The sequence below is a fragment of the Nostoc sp. XA010 genome (assembly GCF_020829625.1).
Taxonomy (GTDB): domain Bacteria; phylum Cyanobacteriota; class Cyanobacteriia; order Cyanobacteriales; family Nostocaceae; genus Nostoc.
Genome location: NZ_JAIVFX010000035.1, coordinates 36,459 through 61,702, shown reverse-complemented (window position 1 = coordinate 61,702; position 25,244 = coordinate 36,459). Strand labels below are relative to the sequence as shown.

Annotated in this window: 23 protein-coding genes and 4 pseudogenes; 7 read left to right on the top strand and 20 right to left on the bottom strand. The window is 42.8% G+C overall.

Annotated features, from left to right (window positions below; genetic code table 11):
* Positions 1-197 precede the first annotated feature (197 nt).
* The 3 genes and pseudogenes from LC608_RS30045 to LC608_RS30035 all read right to left on the bottom strand — a co-directional run.
* The gene (locus tag LC608_RS30045) at positions 198-380 is read right to left on the bottom strand and encodes a hypothetical protein (protein WP_229557062.1); all 183 of its coding nucleotides are present in this window, start codon (positions 378-380) and stop codon (positions 198-200) included.
* Positions 381-384: 4 nt separating this feature from the next.
* Entirely contained in the window at positions 385-1,143 is a 759-nt protein-coding gene (locus LC608_RS30040; protein WP_229557061.1) for a hypothetical protein, read from the bottom strand.
* A gap of 395 nt (positions 1,144-1,538) precedes the next feature.
* Positions 1,539-2,191 (bottom strand): annotated as a pseudogene (locus LC608_RS30035) (DUF6444 domain-containing protein); the annotation flags it as partial.
* Positions 2,192-2,256: 65 nt separating this feature from the next.
* On the opposite strand from LC608_RS30035, the gene LC608_RS30030 reads away from it, so the two are divergent.
* Together LC608_RS30030 and LC608_RS30025 are read left to right on the top strand one after the other, a co-directional pair.
* A complete protein-coding gene (locus LC608_RS30030; RefSeq protein ID WP_229557060.1) occupies positions 2,257-2,970 on the top strand; it encodes a hypothetical protein in 714 nt (237 codons plus the stop codon).
* Positions 2,971-3,066: 96 nt separating this feature from the next.
* A complete protein-coding gene (locus LC608_RS30025; RefSeq protein WP_229557059.1) occupies positions 3,067-3,273 on the top strand; it encodes a hypothetical protein in 207 nt (68 codons plus the stop codon).
* 116 nt (positions 3,274-3,389) lie between these two features.
* On the opposite strand, the pseudogene LC608_RS30020 reads toward LC608_RS30025, so the two are convergent.
* Positions 3,390-4,376: pseudogene (locus LC608_RS30020) on the bottom strand (transposase); the annotation flags it as partial.
* A gap of 238 nt (positions 4,377-4,614) precedes the next feature.
* Between LC608_RS30020 and LC608_RS30015 the strand changes: the two are divergent.
* Positions 4,615-5,547: a GIY-YIG nuclease family protein gene (locus LC608_RS30015; protein ID WP_229557058.1), complete on the top strand. Its 933-nt coding sequence runs from the start codon at positions 4,615-4,617 to the stop codon at positions 5,545-5,547.
* Positions 5,548-5,614: 67 nt separating this feature from the next.
* Here the strand turns inward: LC608_RS30015 and LC608_RS30010 are convergent, their stop codons facing one another.
* On the bottom strand, positions 5,615-6,271 hold the full coding sequence (locus LC608_RS30010) for a hypothetical protein (RefSeq protein ID WP_229557057.1): 657 nt from the start codon (positions 6,269-6,271) through the stop codon (positions 5,615-5,617).
* A 590-nt stretch (positions 6,272-6,861) separates the two neighbouring features.
* On the opposite strand from LC608_RS30010, the gene LC608_RS30005 reads away from it, so the two are divergent.
* Positions 6,862-7,302 carry a hypothetical protein gene (locus LC608_RS30005; protein WP_229557056.1) on the top strand — a complete coding sequence of 147 codons (441 nt, stop codon included), beginning with the start codon at positions 6,862-6,864 and terminating at the stop codon, positions 7,300-7,302.
* Between the two features lie 393 nt (positions 7,303-7,695).
* Here the strand turns inward: LC608_RS30005 and LC608_RS30000 are convergent, their stop codons facing one another.
* Positions 7,696-7,839 (bottom strand): hypothetical protein, encoded by a 144-nt coding sequence (locus tag LC608_RS30000; RefSeq protein WP_229557055.1) that lies wholly within the window; start codon positions 7,837-7,839, stop codon positions 7,696-7,698.
* A 257-nt stretch (positions 7,840-8,096) separates the two neighbouring features.
* Here LC608_RS30000 and LC608_RS29995 point away from each other — a divergent pair, with 257 nt between their 5' ends.
* Positions 8,097-9,392, top strand: a complete 1,296-nt coding sequence (locus LC608_RS29995) for a S41 family peptidase (RefSeq protein ID WP_229557054.1) — start codon at positions 8,097-8,099, stop codon at positions 9,390-9,392.
* Positions 9,393-9,866: 474 nt separating this feature from the next.
* Positions 9,867-10,374 (top strand): annotated as a pseudogene (locus tag LC608_RS29990) (IS630 family transposase); the annotation flags it as partial.
* Here the strand turns inward: LC608_RS29990 and LC608_RS29985 are convergent.
* From LC608_RS29985 to LC608_RS29970, 4 genes are all read right to left on the bottom strand, one after another.
* The gene (locus LC608_RS29985) at positions 10,318-10,866 is read right to left on the bottom strand and encodes a nitrilase-related carbon-nitrogen hydrolase (RefSeq protein ID WP_229557053.1); all 549 of its coding nucleotides are present in this window, start codon (positions 10,864-10,866) and stop codon (positions 10,318-10,320) included. The pseudogene LC608_RS29990 and the gene LC608_RS29985 overlap by 57 nt on opposite strands.
* A gap of 450 nt (positions 10,867-11,316) precedes the next feature.
* A complete protein-coding gene (locus LC608_RS29980) occupies positions 11,317-11,898 on the bottom strand; it encodes a VOC family protein (RefSeq protein ID WP_229557052.1) in 582 nt (193 codons plus the stop codon).
* Between the two features lie 284 nt (positions 11,899-12,182).
* Positions 12,183-12,347, bottom strand: a complete 165-nt coding sequence (locus LC608_RS29975) for a hypothetical protein (RefSeq protein ID WP_229557051.1) — start codon at positions 12,345-12,347, stop codon at positions 12,183-12,185.
* Between the two features lie 48 nt (positions 12,348-12,395).
* Positions 12,396-12,533: a hypothetical protein gene (locus LC608_RS29970; protein ID WP_229557050.1), complete on the bottom strand. Its 138-nt coding sequence runs from the start codon at positions 12,531-12,533 to the stop codon at positions 12,396-12,398.
* A gap of 237 nt (positions 12,534-12,770) precedes the next feature.
* Here LC608_RS29970 and LC608_RS29965 point away from each other — a divergent pair.
* A pseudogene (locus tag LC608_RS29965) lies at positions 12,771-13,070 on the top strand (IS4 family transposase); the annotation flags it as partial.
* Positions 13,071-13,175: 105 nt separating this feature from the next.
* Here the strand turns inward: LC608_RS29965 and LC608_RS29960 are convergent.
* From LC608_RS29960 to LC608_RS29915, 10 genes are all read right to left on the bottom strand, one after another.
* Positions 13,176-13,931, bottom strand: a complete 756-nt coding sequence (locus LC608_RS29960; protein WP_229557049.1) for a DevA family ABC transporter ATP-binding protein — start codon at positions 13,929-13,931, stop codon at positions 13,176-13,178.
* A 148-nt stretch (positions 13,932-14,079) separates the two neighbouring features.
* A complete protein-coding gene (gene devC / locus LC608_RS29955; protein ID WP_229557048.1) occupies positions 14,080-15,246 on the bottom strand; it encodes an ABC transporter permease DevC in 1,167 nt (388 codons plus the stop codon).
* A gap of 21 nt (positions 15,247-15,267) precedes the next feature.
* Positions 15,268-16,467: an ABC exporter membrane fusion protein gene (locus LC608_RS29950; RefSeq protein WP_229557047.1), complete on the bottom strand. Its 1,200-nt coding sequence runs from the start codon at positions 16,465-16,467 to the stop codon at positions 15,268-15,270.
* 33 nt (positions 16,468-16,500) lie between these two features.
* Entirely contained in the window at positions 16,501-17,535 is a 1,035-nt protein-coding gene (gene hemF / locus LC608_RS29945; protein ID WP_374108471.1) for an oxygen-dependent coproporphyrinogen oxidase, read from the bottom strand.
* Positions 17,536-17,833: 298 nt separating this feature from the next.
* Positions 17,834-18,826 (bottom strand): porphobilinogen synthase, encoded by a 993-nt coding sequence (hemB, locus tag LC608_RS29940; protein ID WP_229557064.1) that lies wholly within the window; start codon positions 18,824-18,826, stop codon positions 17,834-17,836.
* Positions 18,827-19,139: 313 nt separating this feature from the next.
* On the bottom strand, positions 19,140-20,147 hold the full coding sequence (gene hemC / locus LC608_RS29935) for a hydroxymethylbilane synthase (RefSeq protein WP_229557045.1): 1,008 nt from the start codon (positions 20,145-20,147) through the stop codon (positions 19,140-19,142).
* A gap of 6 nt (positions 20,148-20,153) precedes the next feature.
* Positions 20,154-21,206, bottom strand: a complete 1,053-nt coding sequence (hemE, locus tag LC608_RS29930; RefSeq protein WP_229557044.1) for a uroporphyrinogen decarboxylase — start codon at positions 21,204-21,206, stop codon at positions 20,154-20,156.
* 227 nt (positions 21,207-21,433) lie between these two features.
* Entirely contained in the window at positions 21,434-22,510 is a 1,077-nt protein-coding gene (locus tag LC608_RS29925) for an aromatic ring-hydroxylating dioxygenase subunit alpha (RefSeq protein ID WP_229557043.1), read from the bottom strand.
* A gap of 135 nt (positions 22,511-22,645) precedes the next feature.
* Positions 22,646-23,710 (bottom strand): aromatic ring-hydroxylating dioxygenase subunit alpha, encoded by a 1,065-nt coding sequence (locus LC608_RS29920; protein WP_229557042.1) that lies wholly within the window; start codon positions 23,708-23,710, stop codon positions 22,646-22,648.
* A 156-nt stretch (positions 23,711-23,866) separates the two neighbouring features.
* A complete protein-coding gene (locus tag LC608_RS29915; RefSeq protein ID WP_229557041.1) occupies positions 23,867-25,207 on the bottom strand; it encodes a glutamyl-tRNA reductase in 1,341 nt (446 codons plus the stop codon).
* Positions 25,208-25,244 lie beyond the last annotated feature (37 nt).

Below are 25,244 nucleotides of genomic sequence, written 5' to 3'. Positions count from 1 at the left end.
TTAACTGAACTCTGTTTAATGCTGTATCAATTATGTAGAGCGTTTCTACAGCACTCGTTTGGCAACTGGCGTAGCACGGGACACCATGAGCGGAAAGTTTTCCCTATCCCTCGTACAACTTCTTGACTGTCCCGTTATGGTGATATCTCCATTGAAACTGCAACCCAAAGACATTAGATGCCAAAATTGTTCAGGGGTTATCTTATCTCGTATTCAGACTCCAGAAGATTCAACAATTTCTCTTCCACAGCCGTCAAATAAGGTCGATTCAGCTTGCCCAACAACTGCAACAAACTTTTGACTGTCTCTTCCAATGAGTCTGAATACACCCGACTGATGCGTAGGTGTAGCCCGCCGCAGGCATCGCACACCAACCGCATCTGGTCACACTCGGCAGGCAAGTAATTGAAGGATTTTATGATACTTCAACCCAACAGTATACTCACCATCCCAGAGCTTTACAGTACAGCTAAAGTCATTCACCTGGCTAACGATGCCCCAGCAGCTACCCTTACCCCTGAGTTCGGCATTCTCCTTTGCAAGAATTTGGCAGACTTCGCCGATTTGGTAGCTGTTAGGGGCTTGGGTGCGTTCCAAAATGCGCTGCACCACATCCTTCACGATTCTACCACTTGGCACTTTACCCCCCGCTTGTTCCACCGCCTGCTGCCACGCTTCTGGCTGTTGTTGAGGCTCTAGCTTTGCCAGAGATCGAACCTGTACTTCTGATGTGGGCAAAATTTGGGAACTATTAGTTCCCATTTCATCCTGGCTTTCATTTTGGGAACTATTAGTTCCCATTTTTATATTGTCAACTATCAAACAACCACCTATTAAATAATTCACATGGCGGTAAGTATAACTAAACCTGTCCCTGCAATATTTTTTGTGGGTCGAGCGGTACAGTCTGCGATCGCGTAACTCCATTAAAGCCTTTCCCGCCTCAAAAAATGCCCTCTCTACTTTTTTCTCCAGGTGCAAGCGATCGCTAATTTCCTGCTCGGTTAATTCTGGAACTTCAACGGCAGTAACCGTAATTGTTGCTGTAGCTGGGTTTTCTTCAATGTCTTGGTTATCTGGTGGTGTGTCCTCACTGGATGAAGCAGAGGTGGCTTTGTTGCGCTTACGGGGTGGTTTAGTCATTATTCCACCTCTAGCTGAACAGTGCTTGAAGAGTCAACTTTTAAGGAGGTCTTGTCTCCATCTGACTCTACCTGTAGCAGCTTTAAATCATACTTTGTCTCCATATTGCAGGCAGCACTTCTTCTGTTGCAGCGTGTCGTGACTTTGGTTTCTTTTCCCTAGTCAGACCTGTTCCACTGCAAGGGGAGTAAGAACGAATGGCACTAAGATAACGGCGAACCCATTATATATAAGGCTTTTGGGTGTGGGGTGTGGGGTGTCGGGTGTTGGGTGTTGTGAGGAAGAAATTTATTTGTATCCCCACTCATATTTACTTTTCTTGATTTTTCCCTATACCCAACACCCTACCCCCAACACCCAGCCCAGACGAGCTTTCAGCTTTTCTTAGTGCCATTCGTTCCTAGCCCAATATCAATTTGTCCCAGTTCCCATAACATTTCTTGCTGTTTTTCATAGGGCATATGTGCATAATTATTTACCCATCCTAAAAACGCTTGTAAAGAGATTCCTAAATCTTGTCCTGGGATGATCTCTGGCAACCATTGGGCTGTTTGTATATTTCCACAGTACTCGCACACACAGGTATGGCGTTGATACTCCACTATTTCAACTGGACGCTCTACTAATTGCGCTACAGACTGTTTTTCTATTTTTACTGCCTCCTCGGAAAATGCTTTTTGACCACAACAGACACAATTCGATGGACGTAAGATTTCAAAACGATCTATCCTGCCAAAACCTTTACGGGTTCTTCCCTGATGCCCTGGTTGCCCACCTGGTTTTCTTTTGGGATCATTCGATTCCCCTGACTCTAAAGCTTTTTTGTTTTCACTTTTCTTCAGAATGTCCCCAGACGGCGGTTTCGATGAGGTAGAACTATCTAAATCTCTACTGACTTTTAACCGTTCTATTTCTTGCTGTAGTTCTACGATTATTTTCTCTAATTCACGTAGCGCCTTGCTCTGCTCAATAATTATCTCGACCAGTTCTTCTTTCGATAACTGGTTTAACCTTCTCGATCTAATTCTTGAGGCAAGTTTTGGTTCATATTTGCGATACTCCTCCTCAAGTGTCCCCTTTGTCAATACCCTACCACCTGAATCCTTACTTAACATGACTAATGAAAATCCTCAGACGGAATATGATTCGCCGTGGAAACAAATACTACAATTATATTTTCAAGATTTCATGCAGTTTTTCTTTCCACAAGCGCATGGAGAGATTGACTGGAGCCGGGGCAATGAATTTTTGGATAAAGAACTTCAGCCGGTGATTAAGCTGGTAGACTACCAACAAAGGCAGTCGGAACTGGAAGTTAGCCGTAACCCGTTTGCTACAGTAGTGATGGCACACCTTAAAGCAATTGAAACACGGGACAATCGTATTGAGCGTAAACAACAGAAACTAGTTCTGGTGCGCCGACTGTATGAACAGGGATTTGAGCAAGAAGATATCATTAACTTATTCGGGTTTATCGACTGGATGTTAAGTTTACCGATAGAGTTAGAACAAGAGTTTTGGCAAGAAATTCGTAACTTTGAGGAGTCTAAACGTATGCAGTACATTACTAGTGTTGAGCAAATTGGATTTCAAAAAGGGATTGAGCAAAGCCAAAATCAGATAAAGCAAGTTCTACTGAAAAGCATATCTTTAGGGTTAAAGCTGAAATTTGGGGAAACGGATCAAAATTTGCTGGCTGAGATTGAAGCCATTCAAGATACCAGTGTATTAGAAACAATCTTGGAGGCAATAGACACAGCAAGCACTGTTTCACAGTTGCGTCAAATTTACCAGTTGCCAGCAACAGACATGCAACCAGAAGTATAGCCGACTACTACCAGCCAATTACACACTACAGCTACAGATATATATCTCGCTCTCTTATTCGGAATGCTCATGGTAAGTCTAGATAAATGATTTCCTATGAATTATATTCTCTATTCTCTTTTCAGATTTTCTCACTCGATTAACCCATCCACTCAGTCCACTGCGGCGCATCTGTCAGCAGTTGAGCAAATTCGTTATCTCCATATTCTCAAACTCCAGCATCACGCCTCGACGCTCACCACTCTTGCCCAAAGTATTGCCCATCTTCTCCAACAGCGATCGCCAGCCGCAAGCAGAGGCTAAAAATGCTTTTAAAAACCTCAAAGTAAGAAACTTTAGAACTTAAGTTTTTACTTGGGTTGCCACAATGGCATCAGTGAGAGGTTAAGGTAATTGCACATTTGTCAAGAAGGTGCGGTAAAAGGCGATAAATCTAGGTTGGAGACTGGCTTTCGCAGATATTTAACTACACCTAAGTCTTGATTCTCTGGGGCAGCGAAGTACTTAATAGGGTCATCCGCCTTACCTCTTTCTTGCGCGACGCTGAAATGGTACAAACCTCGGAAAATCATCTCCAAAGAAATACGGTCAAAAGGTAAGGATAATTCGTCTGCAACCGCATCGCCCAAATCAACTAAGACAGCATAAAATAACCAAGTTGCCCAGACTTGTAACTTCACACCATTAATAGAACCAGTCCATAAATAAGATAGCCCCAGCAGACGTTTGACTGTGTAAAAAGCTTCTTCTATTCTCCATCTTCGCCGATATAAATCAGCGACGACATACGGAGGTAAAATTTGTGGGTGAAGAACGGAAGTAATATAAGAATAGTTAGTTTTCCCAACCTTTATTTCAATTAAACGTAAAGTGAGAACTGGTGCGCCACGACGAACAGTACCAAGCTGGATCAACCGATCTTTAATTGAATGGTCATAGCTGAAAATTTTTAAGTATTTAATAGCTGCTTTGGCTTTTAAACGAGTAATAAAATGGACTTCTTGGTTAATAAGTTGTTGAAGAAATTGGAAATGTCTTGCGATAGTAAAAGCGTAGGGGATGTTTTGCCTATTCTCAGTAACATCTAGATATGCTTCATCTAGTGCAACCCCTTCTACCAAGTCAGTATAGCGTTTGAATATGGCGTGGATTGAAGTGGAAATATCTCGGTAAACGTCGAATCTCGGTCTGACAAAGATAAGTGCGGGGCATTTAGCGATGCCTGCGGCAACGTCAAAGACGAACGCAGTTACTGAGGGCATCGCAGAGTGAATGCCAAACTTACGAGCTTCATAACTGGCGGCTGCAACCACGCCTCGCTGATTCGGACTCCCACCGACGACTAACGGTTTGCCTCGGTAGCTAGGGTTGTCTCTCTGCTCCACCGATGCGTAGAAGGCATCCATATCAACATGAATTATCTTTCTGGTTCTAGCGACAGATTCTTGCCCCAAGGGTAGCTCCACCACAAATAGTCTCGCTTTTCACACCATTTTCAAGCAAATTAAATCCTAAATTAGAAATCCTATAGTACACTAGCACTAGTTTGAGCCAAATTTTGCAGATATGCAAATTATTTAAAGCTTGCTTGAACTTTCTACTATCAGCCCCGATTGGTTTTTCTGTTAATGAGTAAGTGTAACAATGTGGCTCAAATTTGGTGTAGCTCCAGATGGACAATTAGTCTGTGTTGAAGATGTTGGTAGTGGTAAGACTGAGCTTTTATGCCCTTATTGTTACGGTGGGCTAACTGCTAAAAAAGGTAAAGTCAAGCAACATCATTTTGCACATTTTTCAGCGATCTGCCTGCCTGTAGCTAACCGTGATTTCCCGATTTTACCACTCTACGATAATTTTAATATCTACCTATCGCGTAAAGATTTAGCCCAGTTAAAATTGCTGTGGAAAGAGTACGGCTCAATCAATTATCCTATCAGCCCTGGTTTAGTTACTCCAAGCCTTCTCAAAGCCTTTATGTTCCAAAAAAACGTGTATTTAACCCCTCCAGCTTATGAATTTACTAGTTTAGGAAAAATTCCTGTTGGGGCGCTAGAATTCAGTTTATTCAACGAAGTGCAAGAACCTCTGTTGCTCAGAAAGCTACTGAAACTAGAGCTAGCAGCCAAACAGGCATTATACAAAAATGCGCCAGATAAATCATATCGGCTCACCGACAAAACACTTTATCGCGCTCAACTTCAACGCATTTTATCTTGTACTCTGTATTTTTTAGAAATTCAAACGCCTAAAGGCACTTTGCATAAGATAGGAGTTACCGCCAGACCCATCCAACAGCGATTGACAGAAATAGAAACGGATTTACTTATCCCTTATCAAACTATTGCTATTCAAATACTTGGAACTTGCCCACATAGGGGTAATGTAGAACTATATTTTAAACGCCGCTATCATAATTACAATTATCGCATTGGTAATTTAACTGAGTACTTCAAATTTGGTGCTACCGATGCTAACGCTGCCCTACATGAGCTACAACAAGCGAAAGATAAAATACTTTCTCAAGTCGAGATAGACATTCTTAAAGACAACATTAGCTTATCTCAAGTTGCTATCTAGCCTATACTCATGCTCTGCAACAGCCAGGTTCCATATTTCTATGCGATCGCCAAAGCAACACTAATTGCTACTTATTAGGGTTTTTATGCTTTGTGGGATCAACTAATCTATATGATTGGTCAGATTCACTCGTTGGAGGAAACGGATTTCCGGCAGTTGATGTTACCTCTAGCCCTGTGCCTTTTCCACTAGAATTGATTACTTCGTACTGTCCACTGATGGGAGTACGTTCCCCTGGACTATGCAAAAAAGATTGAGCCTCCTCTGATTGGCTTAACTCTGTAGTAACAGGACTGTAAACTATAGTAAACTGACTTTTAATTTCAAAACCTGGAAGATAGCCACCGTGGAATGGAATATCTGACAACTGGCTGAACGTGCTTTTAATTTCTGAGATTGGTTTAAGCAAGTTTTGGTTGTCTTGGCTCCATCCAATAATTTGTGTATTTAGCAATTCTTGAAACTCAAGAGCGTGTAACGTCGCTTCATCTGAGGGAGTTTGGCTATCTATAAGAATGGATAGTTTGAGAGTGAACAAAAGTTTTGTTTGTATTTGTGAAGAATCCTCATTAGAGGTAACTTGCGTACAATACTCGTCTACATGAAAACCAAACTGGGCCTTGAAACCTGAAAAGCTCTGTGTTTGTAGTTGTTGACTAAGATAGGGTAGCAATCCAGTATCGGGATCTAATAGAATTTGGCGAACGATTGGTATTTGTATCATAAATACTCTACAAGTTTTAAATTAAACGTTTTCTTTCCCAACAATTTCACCAAATTCAGCATTTTGAGACATCCATCAAACTGACGAAACTTAGCTCAATCGCTCTACCGATTTACTTAAAACATCTTTGATGCTGCAATTTGCCAGATAATTGCTCCCATCCCCGACTAAGGGAACAATCATAGACTGTGGGTGGGGCCAATACGGTTCGGTTAAGACATCTCTTTGCCCTTACAGCAGAGGAGTTCTTGAGCATAGCTATGCGCCTCTACAAATGCGATCGAGACTGAACCTTGGGTTGAAAGGTTCTTTCAAGTCACAGATCCCAATGGTGTTGTGATTCAACTCGTCCAATGGCTCACCGGAAACAGTTTTTAATAAATGAAGAAATTTTAAGTGATGAAGGCTTCAAAGCAGGGAGAGCTAAACCCATATTAGCAGCTTACATACTTGGTATTAACTATCTGTTGGTGGATATTATTATAAGTATATTTCCTAATATATCTGCCTTAATAATATACATGATGATAGTGCCAAATTTGCTTTTTAACAGTGTAAATAAAGATAAGTACTTCAAGAGATAACTAAGTATGGCAACCTTATGTAATCCTACACTATCAATCGATCTTTTTACTAATTCAGAGCGGAATGTAAGTGTAACGGTCGATGTCAGACTTACTTCATTTGAGACTTTTCTTATTGAGAATGAGGTTGGTTTTCAACTCAGAGCTAAACTAGTTGGAGATGATGGCGGTTTCAACGGAGGAGATAATGACTTGTTCTTGTTTCCAACTCAAAACATCACTAGTGCAGGGACTTATATTTTTCAATCGACAGTTAGCTATAGCACCCTGAATGAAGATAGTGGCTTATTTAACTCCAGTGATGAGATATTCGCCAATTTTAGCCTCACAAGCACAGAACAAATTTTTCCATTGAATGTATCGATTAGCAGCCCTACCATTGAGGTCAGGGCCGTTTCATTCCCTAAAGATCCCGAAAAAGTAAGAGTTCTAGCGATTAAGAATTGATTATTTTGTTACCAGCCTGCCGATAAAATGAACAATTTTACTATTATTTAAGTGCTTAAAAGTTCATTTATTCGTCACCCCCATTTACAATTTTTTTCGCTAACCATCTTGATAAATCCTGTTTGAGGTGGGATGAAACACCCCAGCGATTGAGAGGGAATTTGGTTAACCGATAAAACTCAAGTAATGTAGTAGTATAATTTGATTATCATCTCTGTTTCAGACTGCTATATTACTTGAGTCTGTTTTAGTGAAACAATAATTAATGCAGCCTCAGTATTTTCTCACTAATCGTTCTAGATTGCTATAGCTTATTAAACATGAAAAAATCACTGATAGAGTTGCTAGCAAGATATCATCAAGGTTGGTCAGTAGAAAATACTATTAATGAGTTTAAAATACATCTTTTAGCGCTTCTATCCAAAGTCTGATAAATGTTAGTAATAAATGCATCGGGTTTTGAGGCACGATAGCGACGCGCAAAGCAACTCCGCCTTCGCTTTTAGCGTCTGTCTGCGACACGCTGCGCGTTTGCATAGCATCCCGCAGGGAACGTAGAGAGCGTCGGTAGGAGGAGGCAGAAAGTAAAAACTCTATCTGATGCGTGAGTCATGTATTTGTACCTCACTGACCTGCAAAGTACTTTATTTCTTGACAATCTTGAAATTACGCATTTTTTTTGAGTAATGCTTCAATAAGCAAGCTTACAAAAATTAAAAATAGTCCAAGCATAACTAGTAACTAAGGATTTTCATCCCTTGTGATAAAGTTGCTGATTTAAGAGACACAATAACATGAGAACATTCCAGCTTACTTTCTTAAAACATTCAGCTAGAGTATTTCTTTTAAGTGTTTTTATTTTGCTTATACTGTGGTTTAGTTCGCTACTTGTGCCAATATTTGCAAAATCAGAAACTCAACTTTTTGAGCAAGTTTGGCAAACAATAAATGATAATTTTTACGATCCCAACTTTAATGGAGTAGATTGGAAATCCATTAAAAAACAATATCAACCTCAGCTAATAAAAGCTAACTCAACTAAAGACGTTGCTGTTGTGCTTAATCAAATGCTTTCTCAACTCAAATCTTCTCATACTCGGTTTTATACTCAAGATGAACCTGCTTACTATCAGCTTTTAGGGATTTTCTTCCCTCAAAATTCTGACTTAAATAAGCAATTAAAAAAGTTTTTCCCTAAAGGTAAAGTTGAATATACTGATATTGGCTTGTTCACCAAAGATATCAATGGCAAAACATTTATTAGCTCTATTCTTGATGAAAGCCCTGCTGCGAAAGCTGGCTTAAAGGTAGGGGATCAAATTTTAAGTGTTGATGGTTATTCATATCATCCAATACACTCTTTTGCTGGAAAAGCAGGCCAAACCGTCAAAATGTTGATACAGCGATCGCCCGAACCGAGCAGCCAGCAAGAAATTGCTGTCGTGCCAAAAGTTTTTGATCCTAGCACCATGTTCTTGCAAGCTCAGACAGCCAGTATTAAGCTAATTGAGCAAGATGGTAAGAAAGTTGGTTATATTCATATATGGTCAAATGCAGCAGACCCCTACCAGCAACAACTTCAAGATGAACTAATTTATGGTCGCTTAAAAAATGCAAACGGTTTAGTTTTAGATTTAAGAGATGGATGGGGTGGAGGAGATGTTAGTTATCTCAATATCTTTACTGCCAAACATAATCTCAGCATCACTAACATTACACGAAACCAACGCCGTTATACTTATAACTATCAATGGAAAAAACCTGTAGTGATGTTAGTGAACTCAGGCAGTCGTAGTAGTAAAGAAATTCTGGCATTTGGGTTTCAACAAAGTAAGATTGGCCTAGTGATTGGAACTCAAACGGCAGGAGCTGTACTTGCAGGTCGTCCTTATTTGATGCGAGATGGGAGCTTGCTTTATGTTGCAGTTACGAATGTATTTGTTAACGGCAATCAAAGGCTGGAAGGTAAAGGTGTAATACCAGACATTAATATTCCATTTTCTCTAGAATATGCCCAAGGAGTAGATCCTCAAAAACAAACAGCTATAGAAACTGTGTTACAAGCAAAATTCTCACGAATAGATAAATAGCTCAAAATGCTTTTGGAGAGTTAAAACTAATTTCTTCTGTTCATCGATGAGTTTGCTTGCAAGAGTTCTAATGTCAGGCACTTACTCAGAAGAAAAGTACTTTCGCCTCGATCTTGGGCATTTGATTTTTTAGCTATCCCATGCTCATACCAAGTTGCGATAGATAGTATTATTTAGAGGAAGTAAAATCAGTGTGCAGTGATGCCTCGGACTCGGATCGATATCATTCCTCACCTGGATTATGCAGAGTTAAACCAACGCTATCGTCGTTGTCGAGATGTCAAAGAACGGACTTGATGGTTGGCGATTCGCTTATTGAGCCGACCTGGTAATCAGGGCGAACGCACGGCATTTCTGAAACCCCTGCTGGATAAGGATCTTGGCGAAAAAATAGGCTAAATTTAAAAACGTTGAAACCCTTGCTATTAAAGGATTCTTATACTTTAGATGCGTTTGCCCTGACCTGGTAATCCGATGAAAGTTGAGCAAGTAGCGTCAATTACAGGCTTAAGCGCTGATTGGGTGCGGAAAATTGCTCGTCGTTACAACACTACTGGACCAGAGGGGATTGTAGACGGACATCAAAAAAGCCCCGGAGGCAAACACAAAGCCTTAACAACAGGACAACTTGAGGAACTTTTTGAAAAATTAAAGTTACCTCCAGAAGATGGTGGTTTGTGGAGTGGACCAAAAGTTGGAGAATTGATTAAACAACAGTTTGGCATCAGTATACATCGGGCAACAGCATGGAAGTATCTCAAACACTTAGGTTTTAGTTTACAAGCGCCGAGACCTTTACACGAGCGTAGCGCCACCAAGTGAGCAAAGGGCATTTTTTAAAGCCCAACTCCAGTCCTTCGTCCGATTAATGCGTTGGTTATGCCCTCATAAGCGTGTAGAAGTCTGGGCACAGGACGAGGCACGTTTAGGACTCAAACCAGTTGTCCGTCGAACTTGGGCGCTCATTGGTCAACGTCCATCCGATGCGCCCAACGGCGCTATCGATGGCACGTAGTCCCGAGCCGTCACCCTGGTCCCAGATCATCGGCTCATGATAGGTAGGTTTGATCTTGCGGCGGCGCTGGAGCAGCGTCCCGTCCGCATCGAACAGAAGTTGCGTATTGTAAATTGAGCTGCCGTCGCGCTCATTGATGCCGATTGAGACGACCATGTTCGCCTCCTTCGCGGCTTCGGCGATCGCCTGGGTTTCAGCAGACGGCACTGTGACCGACTCTTCCAGCAACCGCAGATGTTCCTTTGCCATTGCGAACGGGGGTTGCACGTAGGAGAAATAGGGGTAATAGGGAATGATGGTTTCGGGGAAAGTGGCGAACTGGACTCCTTGTTTACCCAGCTGACGAATCTTCTTCACAACCTTCTCGACGGTACCCTGCCGACTGTACAGCACGGGGCTGATCTGCACGGCGGCGGCTTTAACTATCTTACTGGTAGGGATATTTTTAGTGTTTTTCATTGTGTTATAATTTACTGTTTATGTCAGGTGATAAAGTAATCTCTGCTAATAGGCGGTTTCCTAATCTGATACAGGGTGAAGAACGCTGCTAACACATGGGCAGGTTTGGAAGTGAGGACGCGGACTCAGGGCGGGAGCCAGGTCCGTCTGCGTCCCTAAGCAAAAATCGTTGGCTTTGTCAGCTGCCGCTACCTAGTCGCCACGTACTCAGCGAGTGTGGCAACTCTGACCGCATCATCTGGAAAGAACCTGCAAAACCTTATCCATGTAAGCGTTAGCGGCGGTGGCGGCCTCTTCTGGATTGCTGCCATTCTGACGCGCATTCAGATAAGGTGCGTACCAGTCCCACCAGTGATGCTCGGCGTGAGTCTTCTCGTAGTGGTCGTGGCAGGGCAAACGCATCTAAAGTATAAGAATCCTTTAATAGCAAGGGTTTCGGCGTTTTTAAATTTAGCCTATTTTTTCGTCAATATCCTTACCCAGTAAGGGTTTCAGAAATACCGTGCGTTCGCCCTGGTGGTCGTGGTGTTCTGCCGTCTCGCAAAGAAGGTTTGCGAGGGTGGCAACATCTAGATTTTGTGCTGGCGTAGAGTCCCACAGGCGACCGGGAAGCCGCGTTGTGATTTCCTGGAGTAGCCAGACGTTCCCCTCCGAGTCCTCGAACGAGGCAAATGAGAAATAGGAACGACCTTGCGGGTCACGCCCAAGGATGCGTGGGTTCTCCACAGCATTGTTAAAGGGGCCGCCAGCGTAGTGGAAAACCTCGCTCACGTTGACACCGCGATCGCTCAAGTCTTTACGGGCGGCATCGAGGTCATCCACGGCGAGAACCAGGTTGTGCGCCGGGACAGGATTGTTCGGAGTGACTCCCTTGCCGAAGATGATCGAAGCTTGCGAGTTGGGCGGTGTCATCTGCACGCCACGGAAGTCGCCCTCCACCACATCAATGTCGAAGCGCCAGCCGAGATTCTCGTAGAATGCCTTCGCGCGATCAACGTCGGAAACGTTGAATAACACAACTTCGAGTTTCATGTTTGGACTGTTTATGTGATTGCTGCTCATCTTGTTCTCCTTTTGGTTAGTGAAGCTCAATGCCCACCTCGATTAACTTCATTGTTCTGCGATCGCTCAATTTACACCACTCAAGTTAATTGAGTTAAAACGCGACTTAATCATTCGAATTGCAGGAAAGTAACAAGAAGTGAGCCGGCAGTTGTTAGACTTGATATGCTTTAGGTGATCTGCGTGATGAAGTAGTTCTGGATTGTCCTGCTCACGCAGATAAAGTTGAGTGATATCGGTGCAATCCGTGCGTCTTACTCGTTGTCCAGTGTGGTCAGGTTTTCTTCATTAGTATCGACGATAAAGACGGCTAGCAAGCGCAGGGGTTGAGTATCACTGGCATTTGCGCTCTTGAGATGATGATCGCCAGGTAGTTCAAAAAAGTTCTCACCAGCGTGATACACCCAGGGCAAACGCATCTAAAGTATAAGAATCCTTTAATAGCAAGGGTTTCAACGTTTTTAAATTTAGCCTATTTTTTCGTCAAGATCCTTATCCAGCAGGGGTTTCAGAAATGCCGTGCGTTCGCCCTGGTGATACACCTGCTCTGGATTCTCATTGATTTTGCTACGAATTGCACCTTCCAGCACTGTTGCATAGATCAATACTCCGGACAATTTTTAGTTGATGGAATAGACAAGAAAGCTATCGAACCATTAAGGTGCTGATTAGAAAAAACTTGCACCGACTCGATAGCCATATGGAAATTGTACAAAGCGTACTGACCAAAATGGGGATTTTCCACAAACCGCTTTCTAAAGCATTGACAACGCTGTTTGCCACGATTCTAATTGCCTGTGGCAAGGTAAACAATACCCAACTTGAGTCGTTACAGCCAACGAACAGGGCAACGGTTAATTTCCTTAATATTATTAATCTCACTTGCCTATACATCTGCAACTATATCTGGCCAAAAAATTAAACGCATGGGTGTTCAAAAATATGTTGGACGAATCAAAGAATCTGGGCGGACAGTTCGCCGCCATAGCAGTTTTTATATTGGATTATATGGATCTAACTGGGTGGATTTTATGGAAAATTCTTATGAATTGGTGGCTGAGTTAATGACACTAGCTCCTAATAAGCGAAAGTATTATCAACAAGGGGAGAGAGCTATGAGGCTTATTTTATCTGCATCCTAGCCCTTTTTGTAGCCCCCCAAGCTTGTCCTGATTCTGAGAAAACACAAGAAACGGTGCGCTCCAAGAAGCTTTTTATGGTTCATCCTTTGATTTGAGCATGAAATTTTATATTTTCTGTTCTTTGGACTCCTTTAACAATCGTCCATCTTCCATGTGAACTATGCGATCGGCAATATCAAGGATTCGGTTGTCATGAGTAACTAATAAGATTGTGCATCCCTGCTCTTTAGCTAAACGCTGCATAAGTTCTACAACATCGCGTCCTGATTTCTTATCAAGGGCAGCCGTCGGTTCGTCTGCAAGAACAATTTGGGGATGACTAGCTAAAGCACGAGCGATCGCCACTCGTTGCTTTTGTCCTCCAGAAAGATTGTCTGTATAATAATCGACGCGATCGCCTAAACCAACTGTGTTAAGAATGTTACTTGCCAACTTATCCATATCTTGCCCTAGATACTTGTTATGCAGTTCTAAAGACATTCGTACATTCTGTTTTGCTGTTAAGAAGGTCAGCAAGTTATGTGCTTGAAAAATGTAGCCAATTTGCTTCCGCACTTGCATGATTTGCCGCTTATTTGCACACGACATCTCCTGCCCTAATATCTTGAGGCTACCTTCTTGCATTGAACGTAAACCTCCTATCAGCGTTAGTAGTGTGGTTTTACCAGAACCGGATGGCCCGGTCATAATCACAATCTCACCTGGATAAATATCGAGATTAATATCAAACAAAGTTTGCTTGCGAAGCTCTGCTAAACCAAAGTAGTAGTTAAGCTGTCGAACAGAAATAACAGGTTTTTGATAAGAATTTTGAGTTTTAGATTTTGAGTTTTGAGTTTCTTGAATAGATTCTTTTAGCATGAATATTCAATAATTACGAGTTTCAGTTTTGTTATAGACAATTAGTATGAGTAGAAAGTTATGAGTTGAGAATGTAAGGCTTTGACAAACTTGAACCCAAGATTTCATCACATCTTTCAAAAGGGTGAAGTCCTAAAAAATTAAAAATTTAGAAGATATCAGCAGGATCAGCGGCTCGTAGCTTTCGCATAGCGATCGCTCCGGCTCCAGCACACATGATCATAGTCAACACCAGCAGGGCGATCGCACGGTTCAGCTTCATGGCGATCGGCAGAAGCGTTGCAGACCTAAAAAGAGTATAAAGTCCATTTGCAAGCAGAAAACCTGGTATAAAGCCCAGAATCGCTAATAAAAGCGCCTCTTGAATGATAATCCCAATTAAATACCCATCACTGTAGCCCATTGCCTTCAATGTTGCGTATTCTGGCAAATGATCAGAAACATCTGTGTATAAAATTTGGTAGACGATGACCGCTCCGACTAAAAAACCGACTGCTACGCCAAGTCCAAAGATATAGCCGATAGGAGAACCTGTTTCCCAGTATGTGCGTTCACGGGCGGTAAATTCATTAAGAGTTAGCACCAGCAAATCATTGGGCAAAATTGTTCGCAAATTTGCCTGCACTTGCTCAATTGATGTATTAGGTTGCAGTTTAATGATACCTACATCAATTTCATCCGCTTTCCGACGAGTAAAGAGTCTTAAAAAAGTAGAGTCACTCGTGATGATATTGCCCTCAGCAGAAAAGGAAGAACCGAGTACAAATAATCCCACAACCTTAATTTCAAAGTTATTGACCTGAACGGAAATTGGGTTCTTCTTCTTTAATAAAGCAGATACATTTCCGAGTTGAGGAAGCCCTCCTTTATCGAACAGCGCTCGATTTAATAACTTCAGTTTATCCAAGTTTTGATTCACATCTGGAGAACTAAAGGCTGACCGATTTGGATCAATCCCGTAAACAAAGACTTGACGACTAGCTTGGCTGTCAGGATTTCGCCATGTTGCTTGACCAATATACAACGGGCTAACGGATGCTACACCATCAACACCTAATGTTTGATAGAGCTTGTCTCTTGAGAAACTTTTGACTGATGCAAGGTTATCAGATAACTTATTGACTAAAAACAAGTCTCCTTGAAGTGTGGCGTATGGACTAACCTGTGAATCAAACAATGCATCCCTGACGCCAAGTTGAAAAAACATCAAAAAATCGGCAAAGGTAATTCCCGCGATCGCAGCCAGCAAACGGGTTTTTTGGCGACTCATTTGCAGCCAAGCTAGCGGTGTTTTACGGAATAATTTACGAAACATAAAATTTTGATATTAGAGTGTTTACTGACTATTGCTTGATAACGCCTTGGGTTGAATAGCGACTTGTACCTGCAAGTTGGTTAAATTCGCAACCCGTCGGCTATCGTCTGGATTGAGTTGAATTCTCACTTGAATTACCTTGCGATCAAGATTTTCTCCGGGTTCGCCACTAGTCACTTCTTGAGGGATGACTTGTAACCCAATTAAACGAACGGTTCCACGAAGATTACCAGAAAATGATTCGCTTGTGATCATCGCTGGTTGACCTTGCTGAATTTTCTCAATATCAGTCTGATAAACCTCCGCCACGACTTGCATCTGGTTAGTTTGTCCCAGTTCAGCAATGCCATCTGTGCCAACGACTTCTCCAGGTTTAGCGTAAATATCGAGAATGCGACCTGCCATCGGTGCGCGGATGTATGCTTCAGCTAAGTCACCATTAGCCTTTTTGACTGCTGAGATTGCCTTATCTACCTCAGCTTGAGCTGCCTGTATATCAACCGGACGCACCTCAGTAATCTTCTCTAAAGTAGCTCTGGCTTGTCTGATTTGCTGCTGTATTGTATCTGCGGTTTGGTTTTGTTTAGCTTTAGCTTCGTTAAGCTGTGCTTGTGTTGTTTCTAAAACAAGCAGCTTTTGATCTCGCTCTGAAGAAGCGATCGCTCCTTCTTTGTAAAGTGAGAAATAGCGATTGTAGTTAGAGTTGGCAGTTCGCACCTCAGCTTGCCAACGAGCAATCGTGGCTTGTTGACTAGCAATTTCACCTTTTAACTGCTTTTGAAGGCGAACAATTTCAGCTTTTTGGGCGGCAATTTCCCCAGATTTAGCGCCAGCTTTCACCTTTGCTAGTTCTGAGAGCGATACCTTGACCTGTGCTTGCGTTTCAAATAAGGCATTTTGCAAACGAGCTTGTGCATCCATGATTGCAATGACCTGGCCTGCTTTAACGCGATCGCCCCGTTCCACTAGCAGTTTAGCCACGCGCTCATTGCTCAGAGTAGCAGGTACAGAGACTTTGATAACTTCCGTTGCTGGTTCTATGCGTCCTAAAGCAGTGATTTTGCGAACGATTGGAGCAGATTTTACAACGACCGTTGGCTGGGCATTCTGTCTTAATTGGGAAATGCTATAGAAAACAATTGTGCCTGAGATGGCAGTGGCAGCAACAATCAGGGCAAACGTCCATTGATGCGAACGCTTTGATAATAGTTGGAAGTTCATCTTGAGTTCTGTGTGGAGTAATTAATAGCTCTTTTATATGACCTGAGATGTCCAGCTAGCCCAATCTTGAGGCTTTAAAAAAGTTTCATACAACTCGGCTTCTGGTGTATTAGGTTCTGGTTTATAGCCGTATTCCCAACGGACTACAGGTGGTAGCGACATCAGAATTGACTCTGTGCGCCCATTTGTTTGAAGACCGAAGATTGTTCCACGGTCATAAACTAGGTTGAATTCCACGTAGCGACCTCTGCGATATAACTGGAAGTCACGCTGGCGATCGCCATATTCCATAAAGCGTCGCTGCTCTACAATCGGCACGTATGCTGGTAAAAAAGCCTCTCCACAGCTATGCACGAAAGCAAATAATTCTGCCCAGGTACGTGGTTCTATAGTTCCAATTTGGTTACTATAAACAGCAGCTGGATTTTCTATATTGGGGCCTCGATACAGATGACCTTGACCATCTTGGTAGTCAAAGAAGATACCGCCCACCCCCCGCATTTCCTGACGGTGTTTCAGATAAAAATACTCGTCGCACCAGGGCTTAAATACTGGATAATACTCAGGATGGTGAGCGTCACACGCTTGTTTGAGCGTGGAATGGAAATGAGCCACATCCTCAGCAAAAGGATAGTAAGGTGTTAAATCTATACCACCACCAAACCACCAAACTGGCCCTGCTTCAAAGTAGCGGTAATTGAGATGAACCGTTGGTATATAAGGATTGCGAGGATGCAACACTATAGAAATGCCTGTGGCATAAAATTTATGTCCAGCTGCCTCCGGACGTTGTGCCAAAATTGAGGATGGAAGATGGGAACCCCAAACTTCAGAGAAGTTGACTCCACCTTGTTCAAAGACCGCACCGTCACGGAGAACGCGCGATCGCCCACCACCCCCTTCAGCCCGTTCCCATCTATCTTCCTGAAATGTAGCTACGCCATCGAGTTGTTGCAAGTCCTGACAAATGTTATCTTGCAACTGCTGCATAAATTGGCTGACTCTAGCCTTTGCATCAGCTGGAGGTAAAGATTTGGATTGGGTTGCTTGAGAAGTCGAAGCAGTCATTATCATCTCAACTTAATCTCCTGAAAGGTGAATATCTATTCCTGTGAGGTGAGCATTTTGCCGGCTCAGTTTGTAGGACAAGCAGGATTCTTACTCCACAAAAATTTCAGAGCTAGAAAGTTCAACAAAGAGGCAGGGGGAAGGGGGCAGGGAGCAGGGGGAAATGACTCCTGACTCCTGCCGTGTAATGAAGGGGGGAACATGGGTCTGAGTCCCCCACTTCTCCACCAGTGGTTCTCGTAATCCCTAGCTGAATATATCCCCCTTGCTCCCTGCTCCCTGCTCCCCTGCCTCTTGTTCAATTGCCAAGTTTAGCTAACCAACGAGCAGCATCTTTGGCATGGTAGGTCAGAATTAAGTCAGCACCGGCCCGTTTAAAGCCAGTCAATGTTTCCATGACCACTCGCTGTTCGTCTATCCAACCGTTGAGCGCTGCGGCTTTAATCATGGAATATTCGCCAGAAACGTTATAAGCAGCAACAGGTAATTGGCTTGCTTCCTTAACGCGCCAGATAATGTCCATGTATGCTAAGGCTGGCTTCACCATGAGCATATCAGCCCCTTCAGCAACATCAAGTTCAACTTCTTTGAGGGCTTCACGGGTATTACCAGGGTCCATTTGGTATGTGCGGCGATCGCCAAATTGTGGTGTTGACTCAGCAGCATCTCGGAAAGGGCCATAGTAAGACGAAGCATACTTTGCGGTATATGAAAGAATCGGAGTGTCAAGGTGGCCAGCTTCATCCAACCCAATCCGAATTGCCTGCACAAACCCGTCCATCATCCCTGAAGGAGCGATGATATCTACACCAGCTTGAGCTTGAGAAATCGCTGTTTTCTTCAGCAACTCTAGTGTTGGATCATTCAAGACGCGCCCAGTCAAGTCACCAATTTCCAGATAGCCGCAGTGTCCATGACTAGTGTATTCACATAAACAGGTATCAGCAATGATAATTAGTTCTGGAACTGCTTGTTTCACAGCACTAGCAGCTTTTTGCACAATACCACAATCATGCCATGCGCCCGTTGCTTCTAAGTCTTTATCTTGAGGAATGCCAAATAGGATAATTGCAGGGATGCCAAGGTCGTAAACTTCTTTGGCTTCTTCCACGATTTTGTCTACCGACAACTGGTAAACACCAGGCATAGATTTCACTTCTTTGGCAATTCCTTTACCAGGTATGGCAAAGAGGGGGTAGATAAAATCACTGGTTGTCAAAACAGTCTCACGCACCATCCGACGAAGTTGCGGATGACTTCTCAAGCGACGAGGGCGATGAATTGGAAACATAGTGGTGATTAAAGATAAAAAGGACGGTTTGTAGAGGCGAGTTTTGTCATCAAACCTTAATTGCATTAAAGTTTTATCTGCTAAACCCGCCTTTACTATTAGTCATCCATCAAATGCGTTTGATGTAACGAAACAATGCAGGTTATTCTACGTTCTTGGTAAATATGCTCTACCAGCAAGTTTCTTATACCATTTCACGAAAAATCTGATATAGATGTAAACCTTGAAAGCATTGCTGTATCTAAGTTTTTTAATTGCGTTAGCGACGTAGGAGTGTCATTGCGAATTGCGAATTGCGAATTGCGAATTGGTATTAGCCTCGGTGGACTGTCTTAAAAATTTCCTCCAAAATCTCCTGCGCTCCCTGTTGCCGTAAACTGTGAGCCAGTTGAATCCCTAGCTGTTCTGCCTCGTTAACAAAACCAGTCACAGAATCTTTTACTACCTGTTTACCATCCACACTGGCGACTAACCCCGTTAACGTTAGTGTATCTGCCTGCAACTGGGTATCAACCCCAATTGGCACTTGGCAACCGCCTTCTAGTTCCCGTAAGAAGGCACGTTCGGCAAGAACGCGATCGCGGGTTGGGATGTGTTCAATTGCCTTAAGGAGCGACAGCACTTCTAGATCGTCGCTACGGCATTCAATGCCCAAGGCTCCTTGACCGACAGCATAGAGAGAAACGTCGGTTGGCAAAACTTGATGAATGCGTAGGTGCAACCCGGCGCAGCCATCGCTCATCCCCAATCGTTGTAATCCGGCAACTGCCAAAATCAATGCATCGTACTCCCCATCATCCAGCTTTGCTATCCGCGTATTCAAGTTTCCTCGCACATCTTTAAACGTGAAGTGGGGAAATTGGTGGCGCAACTGTGCTAGCCGTCGTAGGGAAGATGTACCAATCACTGTACCTTCTGGTAGCGTATCAATTTGCTTATCTTTGTATTTTTCATGCACAACTAAAGCATCTGCTGGGTTTTCCCGTTCTGTTACAGCTGCTAACATTAACCCCTCTGGCAAACGAGTCGGCAGATCCTTAAGGGAGTGAACAGCAAAGTCAATCTCTTCGTTTAAAATTGCCAATTCAAGTTCTTTAGTGAAAAGTCCCTTGTCCCCAATTTTGGCTAAGGCAACATCTAAGATTTTGTCACCTTGGGTGGACATAGTTTGAACTTCAAAAGAAATATTAGGAAAGCGTTTCTGGAGTTGTTCTTGCACCCAGTAAGTTTGAATCAGAGCTAGTTGGCTTTTACGAGAACCAATGCGAATTGTGCGAGTAGAACTGTAAATCGTAGATGAAGTGGAATGGAGTGTAGTCATATAGCGTTAGTTAGAATTATTGCACAAATAGTTGGATTGTTTAACAGTTTCAAAAAAGAAAGCAACATTCTCTTCTGGAGTGTTCTGTAAAATACCGTGACCGAGGTTCATAATGTGTTTTTGGTTCCCTGCTTTGTTTATTGTGTCGATAATGCAGTTGCGGATAAACTCTTGAGAACCAAATAAGGCACACGGATCAATATTTCCTTGAACTCCAATATCTGCACCGAGCCGTTGCCGTGCCACTGCCATATCAACAGTCCAGTCTACGCTAACGATATCTACGCCAGAGTGTGCCATGAAGTCCAGGATTCCAGCGCTGTTGTTGATATACAGAATCAGGGGTGTGTCTGGGTGGGTTGCTTTGACTTGTTGCACGACCCGTTGCAGATAAGGTAGAGAGAACGTCTTAAAATCGTGAGGGCTGAGTTGTCCTGCCCAAGAATCAAACAGTTGCACTACCTGTGCCCCAGAATCAATTTGATAACGCGCATAAATGGCGATCGCATCTGCAAGTTTTGCGAGAAATTGATGCAGCATGGTTGGCTGTGAATAAGCCATACCCTTAATGATGGCGTAGTCTTTTGAACTTTTGCCTTCAATGCAATAAGCAGCTAGCGTCCAAGGAGCGCCAACAAACCCCAAAATAGTTGCTTGACCATTCACTTCTTTGTGCAGTGTTGTCAGAATCTCGCGCACAAATGGCAAACATGTTTCGGGATCAAGGGGTGTGAGCGCATCAATTTGCACCTGTGTACGGATTGGGTTTTCAAATACTGGGCCCTTGCTTTCGATAATATCAAACGGTATGCCAATACCAGGTAGCGGCGTGAGAATATCTGAGAACATAATCACCCCATCGGGCTTAAAGGCATAGAAAGGTTGCAGCGAAATTTCCACTGCCAAATCAGGGTTTTCAGAACGCTCTCGAAAAGAGGGATATTTTTGGCGTAAATCCCGATAGACCTTCATATAGCGACCCGCTTGGCGCATGATCCACACAGGCGGACGATCCAGTACTTCACCTCGGGCTACTTGCAATAACCTATAGTTTTGCATATATCAAAGAATTCCTTGTTTAGTTGTTTACGAATTCGTGCAGATCATCAAACAGAGAAATGGATTGTCAGACAGAAGACAAAATGACTTGTGTAAATACAAACTTACTAGAAGGGATCAGCAATTAAGTAAGCTGGAATCAGAACTGTCTATGACTTTTTGGGTGCAATTTATTTGGCGGCTTCTGTTATCTGTTTGAATTGATAACACTGCCTATGATGTGCAATCTAATTCACCAACACAGCAGAATGTTTTGCTGAATGCCCGTTTGAATAATCTGATTTGCTTCCAGACGGCTCTAGACTCCAGCCTTTTGCTAAATATTTTTGCTGAAGTTTACGCAAAGTGATATTCAGAGCATCAGCAGCAACGTGAAGTTCTTCTGATGGTTCAGGAAGCGACTGAGGAATTAAAGTTTCAGCGACTACCGTATCTTCGTGAGCCAGTATATAGTCAAGCTTAATGAACAACTTATCTAACCAGGGTAGGGGTAGAGTGTTACGGAAGAAAATACGTTTGACAGAAGTTGTGTTTTCATCAATTGGACAGTAACCTGCTAGAATTGCAAACTTGATCGGAAATCTAGTATCTCCACCTACACTAATTTCAGCTAGGGTAAGGTTAGGTAGGTAAAAGCTCAATCTTAGCGTCGATTGCGGACGTCCACCCAGTAAAAAGTTCAAGACTTTTTTGGAGTTATTTAAAGAACCATAGGTGAATTTAGCAACAGCGCTCCAGTCATCCTCCTCAACTTGATATCTAACAGTTGAATTCAGTGGAATTCTTTGACCAAAACTTTTCCGATGGACAGCAATGACATGAGCAAAGTCAAGATTCGTTTCCATGAGACGGACATAGTTAGCATGATCAAGATCCACATGGGTAGCAGAACGCATACTTGTAAATAGATATTCCGGAAGATTTGAGGGCAAAGGCGGACGTTCTGCTTCTGGTAACTCTCCTAAAAACATCCAAACAAACCCGTATTTTTCCTGAATTGGATAAGTTTCGACGCGAGCTTTTGGAGGAATAGGCGTTTCAGGTGCGTTAGAAGGTATATTAACACATCTCCCATCTGCTTGGAATTGCCATCCATGATAAGGACAACGAATGCAGTCGTTGTCAATCCAGCCCATAGAGAGGGCAGCGCCACGATGAGGACACTGATCTTTTAGGGCTACAACTTGTCCTTGAGAATTGCGATAGAGGACAAATCTCTGCTGAAATATCACGATTTGTTTGGGTTGCTTAGTGATGTTTGTGCTGAGTTCACAAACGTACCAAAAGTTTTTCAAGTTCTTCATTACTCTTAGCTCCTGCTTTTATTGAGATAAAACTCTAGGGTTACAAAATTGATAGTTTGCAATATAAGGGTTTGCCGGCTTTAGTCTCTATTGGAGGTAAACCTTGAAACCCTTTCAAAATCTAATTTTGAAATACTAGTTCACCAGTGAAGGAGAAGAAGGTTGCATTAGATTTCCGTTCGAGTTGTCCAATTTGCTCTCAGACGGCTCCAAACCCCAGCCCATCTTCAGATATTTTTGACGAAGTTTACGGTAAGCAAGAGGCAAGGCATCAGAAACAGTATGCACTTCTTCTGAGAGACTGTCGGGAATAACTCTGGGATATTGCGACTCACTAACTGCCCTGTCTTCATCACAAACCTTGTAGTGAAACTTTACAAATAACCTATCTGCCCAGCGTTGTTTGAAAACATTGCGGAATTGAATTCGCTTCGTAATAGTGGTGTTCTCATCAATAGGAAGATGGATAGCGAAATTCAACATCTTGCCGCGAACAAAGTCACTCTCAAGGATTGTAATATTCGGCAGGTAAAAGGTAGTCTTTGCATTTATCTCAGTGCGCGATGGACGGAAAAAGAATCGAAAGATTCCTTTGGGCTTGGTGAAATTAGAATATTTCAATTTAGCGTTGAAGCTCCAGTTTTCTTCTTGAACCTCATAGGGTTTAATCGTTGGATCTTGAGCGAAACCTGCACCAAATGAATTTGCGTGGACGGTTGCTATGTGAGACGGGCAAAGAGCATTTTCGATGACGCGCGTATAGTGAGCATTAAATTTTACTTCCACAAAGATGGGATGAAAATTTGGGTCATCATATTCTGGCAAAGGTGGAATTGGCGGACGTTCTGCCTCTGGTAAATCCCCATAAAACATCCAAACAAACCCATATTTTTCTTGCACTGGGTAAGTCTCGACACGAGCTTTTGGAGGAATAGGAGTTTCAGGTGCATTAGAAGGTATATCAACACATCGCCCATCTGCTTGGAATTGCCATCCATGATAAGGACAGCGAATGCAGTCGTTGTCAATCCAGCCCATAGAGAGGGCAGCGCCGCGATGGGGACACTGATCTTTGAGGGCTATCACTTGTCCTTGAGAGTTGCGATAGAGGACAAATTTCTGCTTTAGCATCACGATTTGCTTGGGTTGGTTGGTGACGGCTTTGCTGAATTCGCAAGCGTACCAGAAATTTTTTAACATCCTTAGTTCCTGCAATTTAGATATGGGGAATTCTTTGTTTTTACTTTTGAATGATTTCTAAATAATCAGAGTTAGTAAGGTGACGTGATAATTTTTGTTCGAGATGTAGTTTCTCAATTCACGCCGATCCAACCGACTTTTTAACCAGCGATTCAATCAAATCGTGGTGATTATTTTAGTAGTAGTAGTGATCGTGGTTGTTTTCCTAATAGAGCGATTTTGAAATTCGGTATCTAGGTTAAACAACATTTGCAGAGTCCGAACCGCAAGGCGTTGGGCTTCTAGATCCTGTTGTGTGCGAAGGTGCACCATCGGCTCATGCAGGATTTTGTTAACAATGCCTTTGGTGAGTGCTTCGATCACTTCTTGATGCTTTTTAGCAAACTCAGAACCAAGGCGTGACATTGCTTTTTCTAACTCTTTCTCACGAATGCTTTCTACTTTTTCTCGTAAGCAGCTAATCGTAGAAATGGCTTCTAGCGATCGCAACCAAGCACGAAATGCTTCTACCTCTTTTGTAATCAATCTTTGGCCTTCCGTTGCTGCCTGCCGTCGACTTTGATGGTTCTGCATTACAACAGCTTTGAGATCATCGACATTAAACACTTGAACGTGAGCCAACTCATTTACATCAGCATGAACATTGCGTGGAACGGAGATGTCAAATAACATCAATGGTTGATTAGCTGCCAATATCATCTCCAGTTTGGCTCTATCTAGTAGCGGTTCTGTAGAAGCAGTGCTAGTAAACACCAGATCAGAGGCAGCAATAACCGTCATCATTTCGCCCAAGAGATAGCATTGCAGTTGAGCCTCGCTGAACTGATTGGCTAATTCCTGTGCCCGTTCGATAGAGCGGTTGATGATTGAAATGCGGTTTGCTCCCTTAGATAATAGATGTTGCACAAGTAATCGAGACATCTTGCCAGCACCCACGATCGCCACTCGATAGGCTGACAAATCTTTCACTTTGACTTGAGCAAGTTCTACTGCTGCCGCACTGATTGAGATTGCTCCGGCACCAATCGAAGTTTCTGTTCTGACTTTTTTCGCAACTGTTAGCGATTGTTTAAAGAGTTGATTGAGAATCTGTTTAATGCCATTGTGCTGTTGACCTAGTTTGTAGGCATGTTTGACTTGAGCGAGAATTTGTCCTTCTCCGATGACCAAACTATCTAAGCCAGAAGCGACTTGCATCAGGTGCATCACAGCATCCTGCTGAAGCAAGATAAATAAATGATAATTCAAATCTTGGCTAGATAATTTACTATGTTCTGAAAGAAACTGAGTCACTTCTAAGATCGCTTGCTCTGCTGATAGGACAGCCAGATAAATTTCCAATCGGTTGCAAGTGCTAAGAATAGCAGCTTCTTGGATATGGGGATAGTTGCATAGACAAGCGATCGCCTGTTCAATTTTATCTTCTGGAATACTCAGTTTTTCACGAATTTCAACCGGAGCAGTCTTGTGACTAAGACCGACGGCGATAATGTTCATCCTTCCTCCTTTGACGCTTTTATTAACTGGTTTCTGC

Excerpts from the sequence above, each read along its gene's own strand:
- LC608_RS30045 (WP_229557062.1), bottom strand. The coding sequence starts at position 380 with ATGCGGTTGGTGTGCGATGCCTGCGGCGGGCTACACCTACGCATCAGT.
- LC608_RS30040 (WP_229557061.1), bottom strand. The coding sequence starts at position 1,143 with ATGACTAAACCACCCCGTAAGCGCAACAAAGCCACCTCTGCTTCATCC.
- LC608_RS30030 (WP_229557060.1), top strand. The coding sequence starts at position 2,257 with ATGACTAATGAAAATCCTCAGACGGAATATGATTCGCCGTGGAAACAA.
- LC608_RS30025 (WP_229557059.1), top strand. The coding sequence starts at position 3,067 with ATGAATTATATTCTCTATTCTCTTTTCAGATTTTCTCACTCGATTAAC.
- LC608_RS30015 (WP_229557058.1), top strand. The coding sequence starts at position 4,615 with ATGTGGCTCAAATTTGGTGTAGCTCCAGATGGACAATTAGTCTGTGTT.
- LC608_RS30010 (WP_229557057.1), bottom strand. The coding sequence starts at position 6,271 with ATGATACAAATACCAATCGTTCGCCAAATTCTATTAGATCCCGATACT.
- LC608_RS30005 (WP_229557056.1), top strand. The coding sequence starts at position 6,862 with ATGGCAACCTTATGTAATCCTACACTATCAATCGATCTTTTTACTAAT.
- LC608_RS30000 (WP_229557055.1), bottom strand. The coding sequence starts at position 7,839 with ATGCAAACGCGCAGCGTGTCGCAGACAGACGCTAAAAGCGAAGGCGGA.
- LC608_RS29995 (WP_229557054.1), top strand. The coding sequence starts at position 8,097 with ATGAGAACATTCCAGCTTACTTTCTTAAAACATTCAGCTAGAGTATTT.
- LC608_RS29985 (WP_229557053.1), bottom strand. The coding sequence starts at position 10,866 with ATGAAAAACACTAAAAATATCCCTACCAGTAAGATAGTTAAAGCCGCC.
- LC608_RS29980 (WP_229557052.1), bottom strand. The coding sequence starts at position 11,898 with ATGAAACTCGAAGTTGTGTTATTCAACGTTTCCGACGTTGATCGCGCG.
- LC608_RS29975 (WP_229557051.1), bottom strand. The coding sequence starts at position 12,347 with ATGCGTTTGCCCTGGGTGTATCACGCTGGTGAGAACTTTTTTGAACTA.
- LC608_RS29960 (WP_229557049.1), bottom strand. The coding sequence starts at position 13,931 with ATGCTAAAAGAATCTATTCAAGAAACTCAAAACTCAAAATCTAAAACT.
- devC (WP_229557048.1), bottom strand. The coding sequence starts at position 15,246 with ATGTTTCGTAAATTATTCCGTAAAACACCGCTAGCTTGGCTGCAAATG.
- LC608_RS29950 (WP_229557047.1), bottom strand. The coding sequence starts at position 16,467 with ATGAACTTCCAACTATTATCAAAGCGTTCGCATCAATGGACGTTTGCC.
- hemF (WP_374108471.1), bottom strand. The coding sequence starts at position 17,535 with ATGACTGCTTCGACTTCTCAAGCAACCCAATCCAAATCTTTACCTCCA.
- hemB (WP_229557064.1), bottom strand. The coding sequence starts at position 18,826 with ATGTTTCCAATTCATCGCCCTCGTCGCTTGAGAAGTCATCCGCAACTT.
- hemC (WP_229557045.1), bottom strand. The coding sequence starts at position 20,147 with ATGACTACACTCCATTCCACTTCATCTACGATTTACAGTTCTACTCGC.
- hemE (WP_229557044.1), bottom strand. The coding sequence starts at position 21,206 with ATGCAAAACTATAGGTTATTGCAAGTAGCCCGAGGTGAAGTACTGGAT.
- LC608_RS29925 (WP_229557043.1), bottom strand. The coding sequence starts at position 22,510 with ATGAAGAACTTGAAAAACTTTTGGTACGTTTGTGAACTCAGCACAAAC.
- LC608_RS29920 (WP_229557042.1), bottom strand. The coding sequence starts at position 23,710 with ATGTTAAAAAATTTCTGGTACGCTTGCGAATTCAGCAAAGCCGTCACC.
- LC608_RS29915 (WP_229557041.1), bottom strand. The coding sequence starts at position 25,207 with ATGAACATTATCGCCGTCGGTCTTAGTCACAAGACTGCTCCGGTTGAA.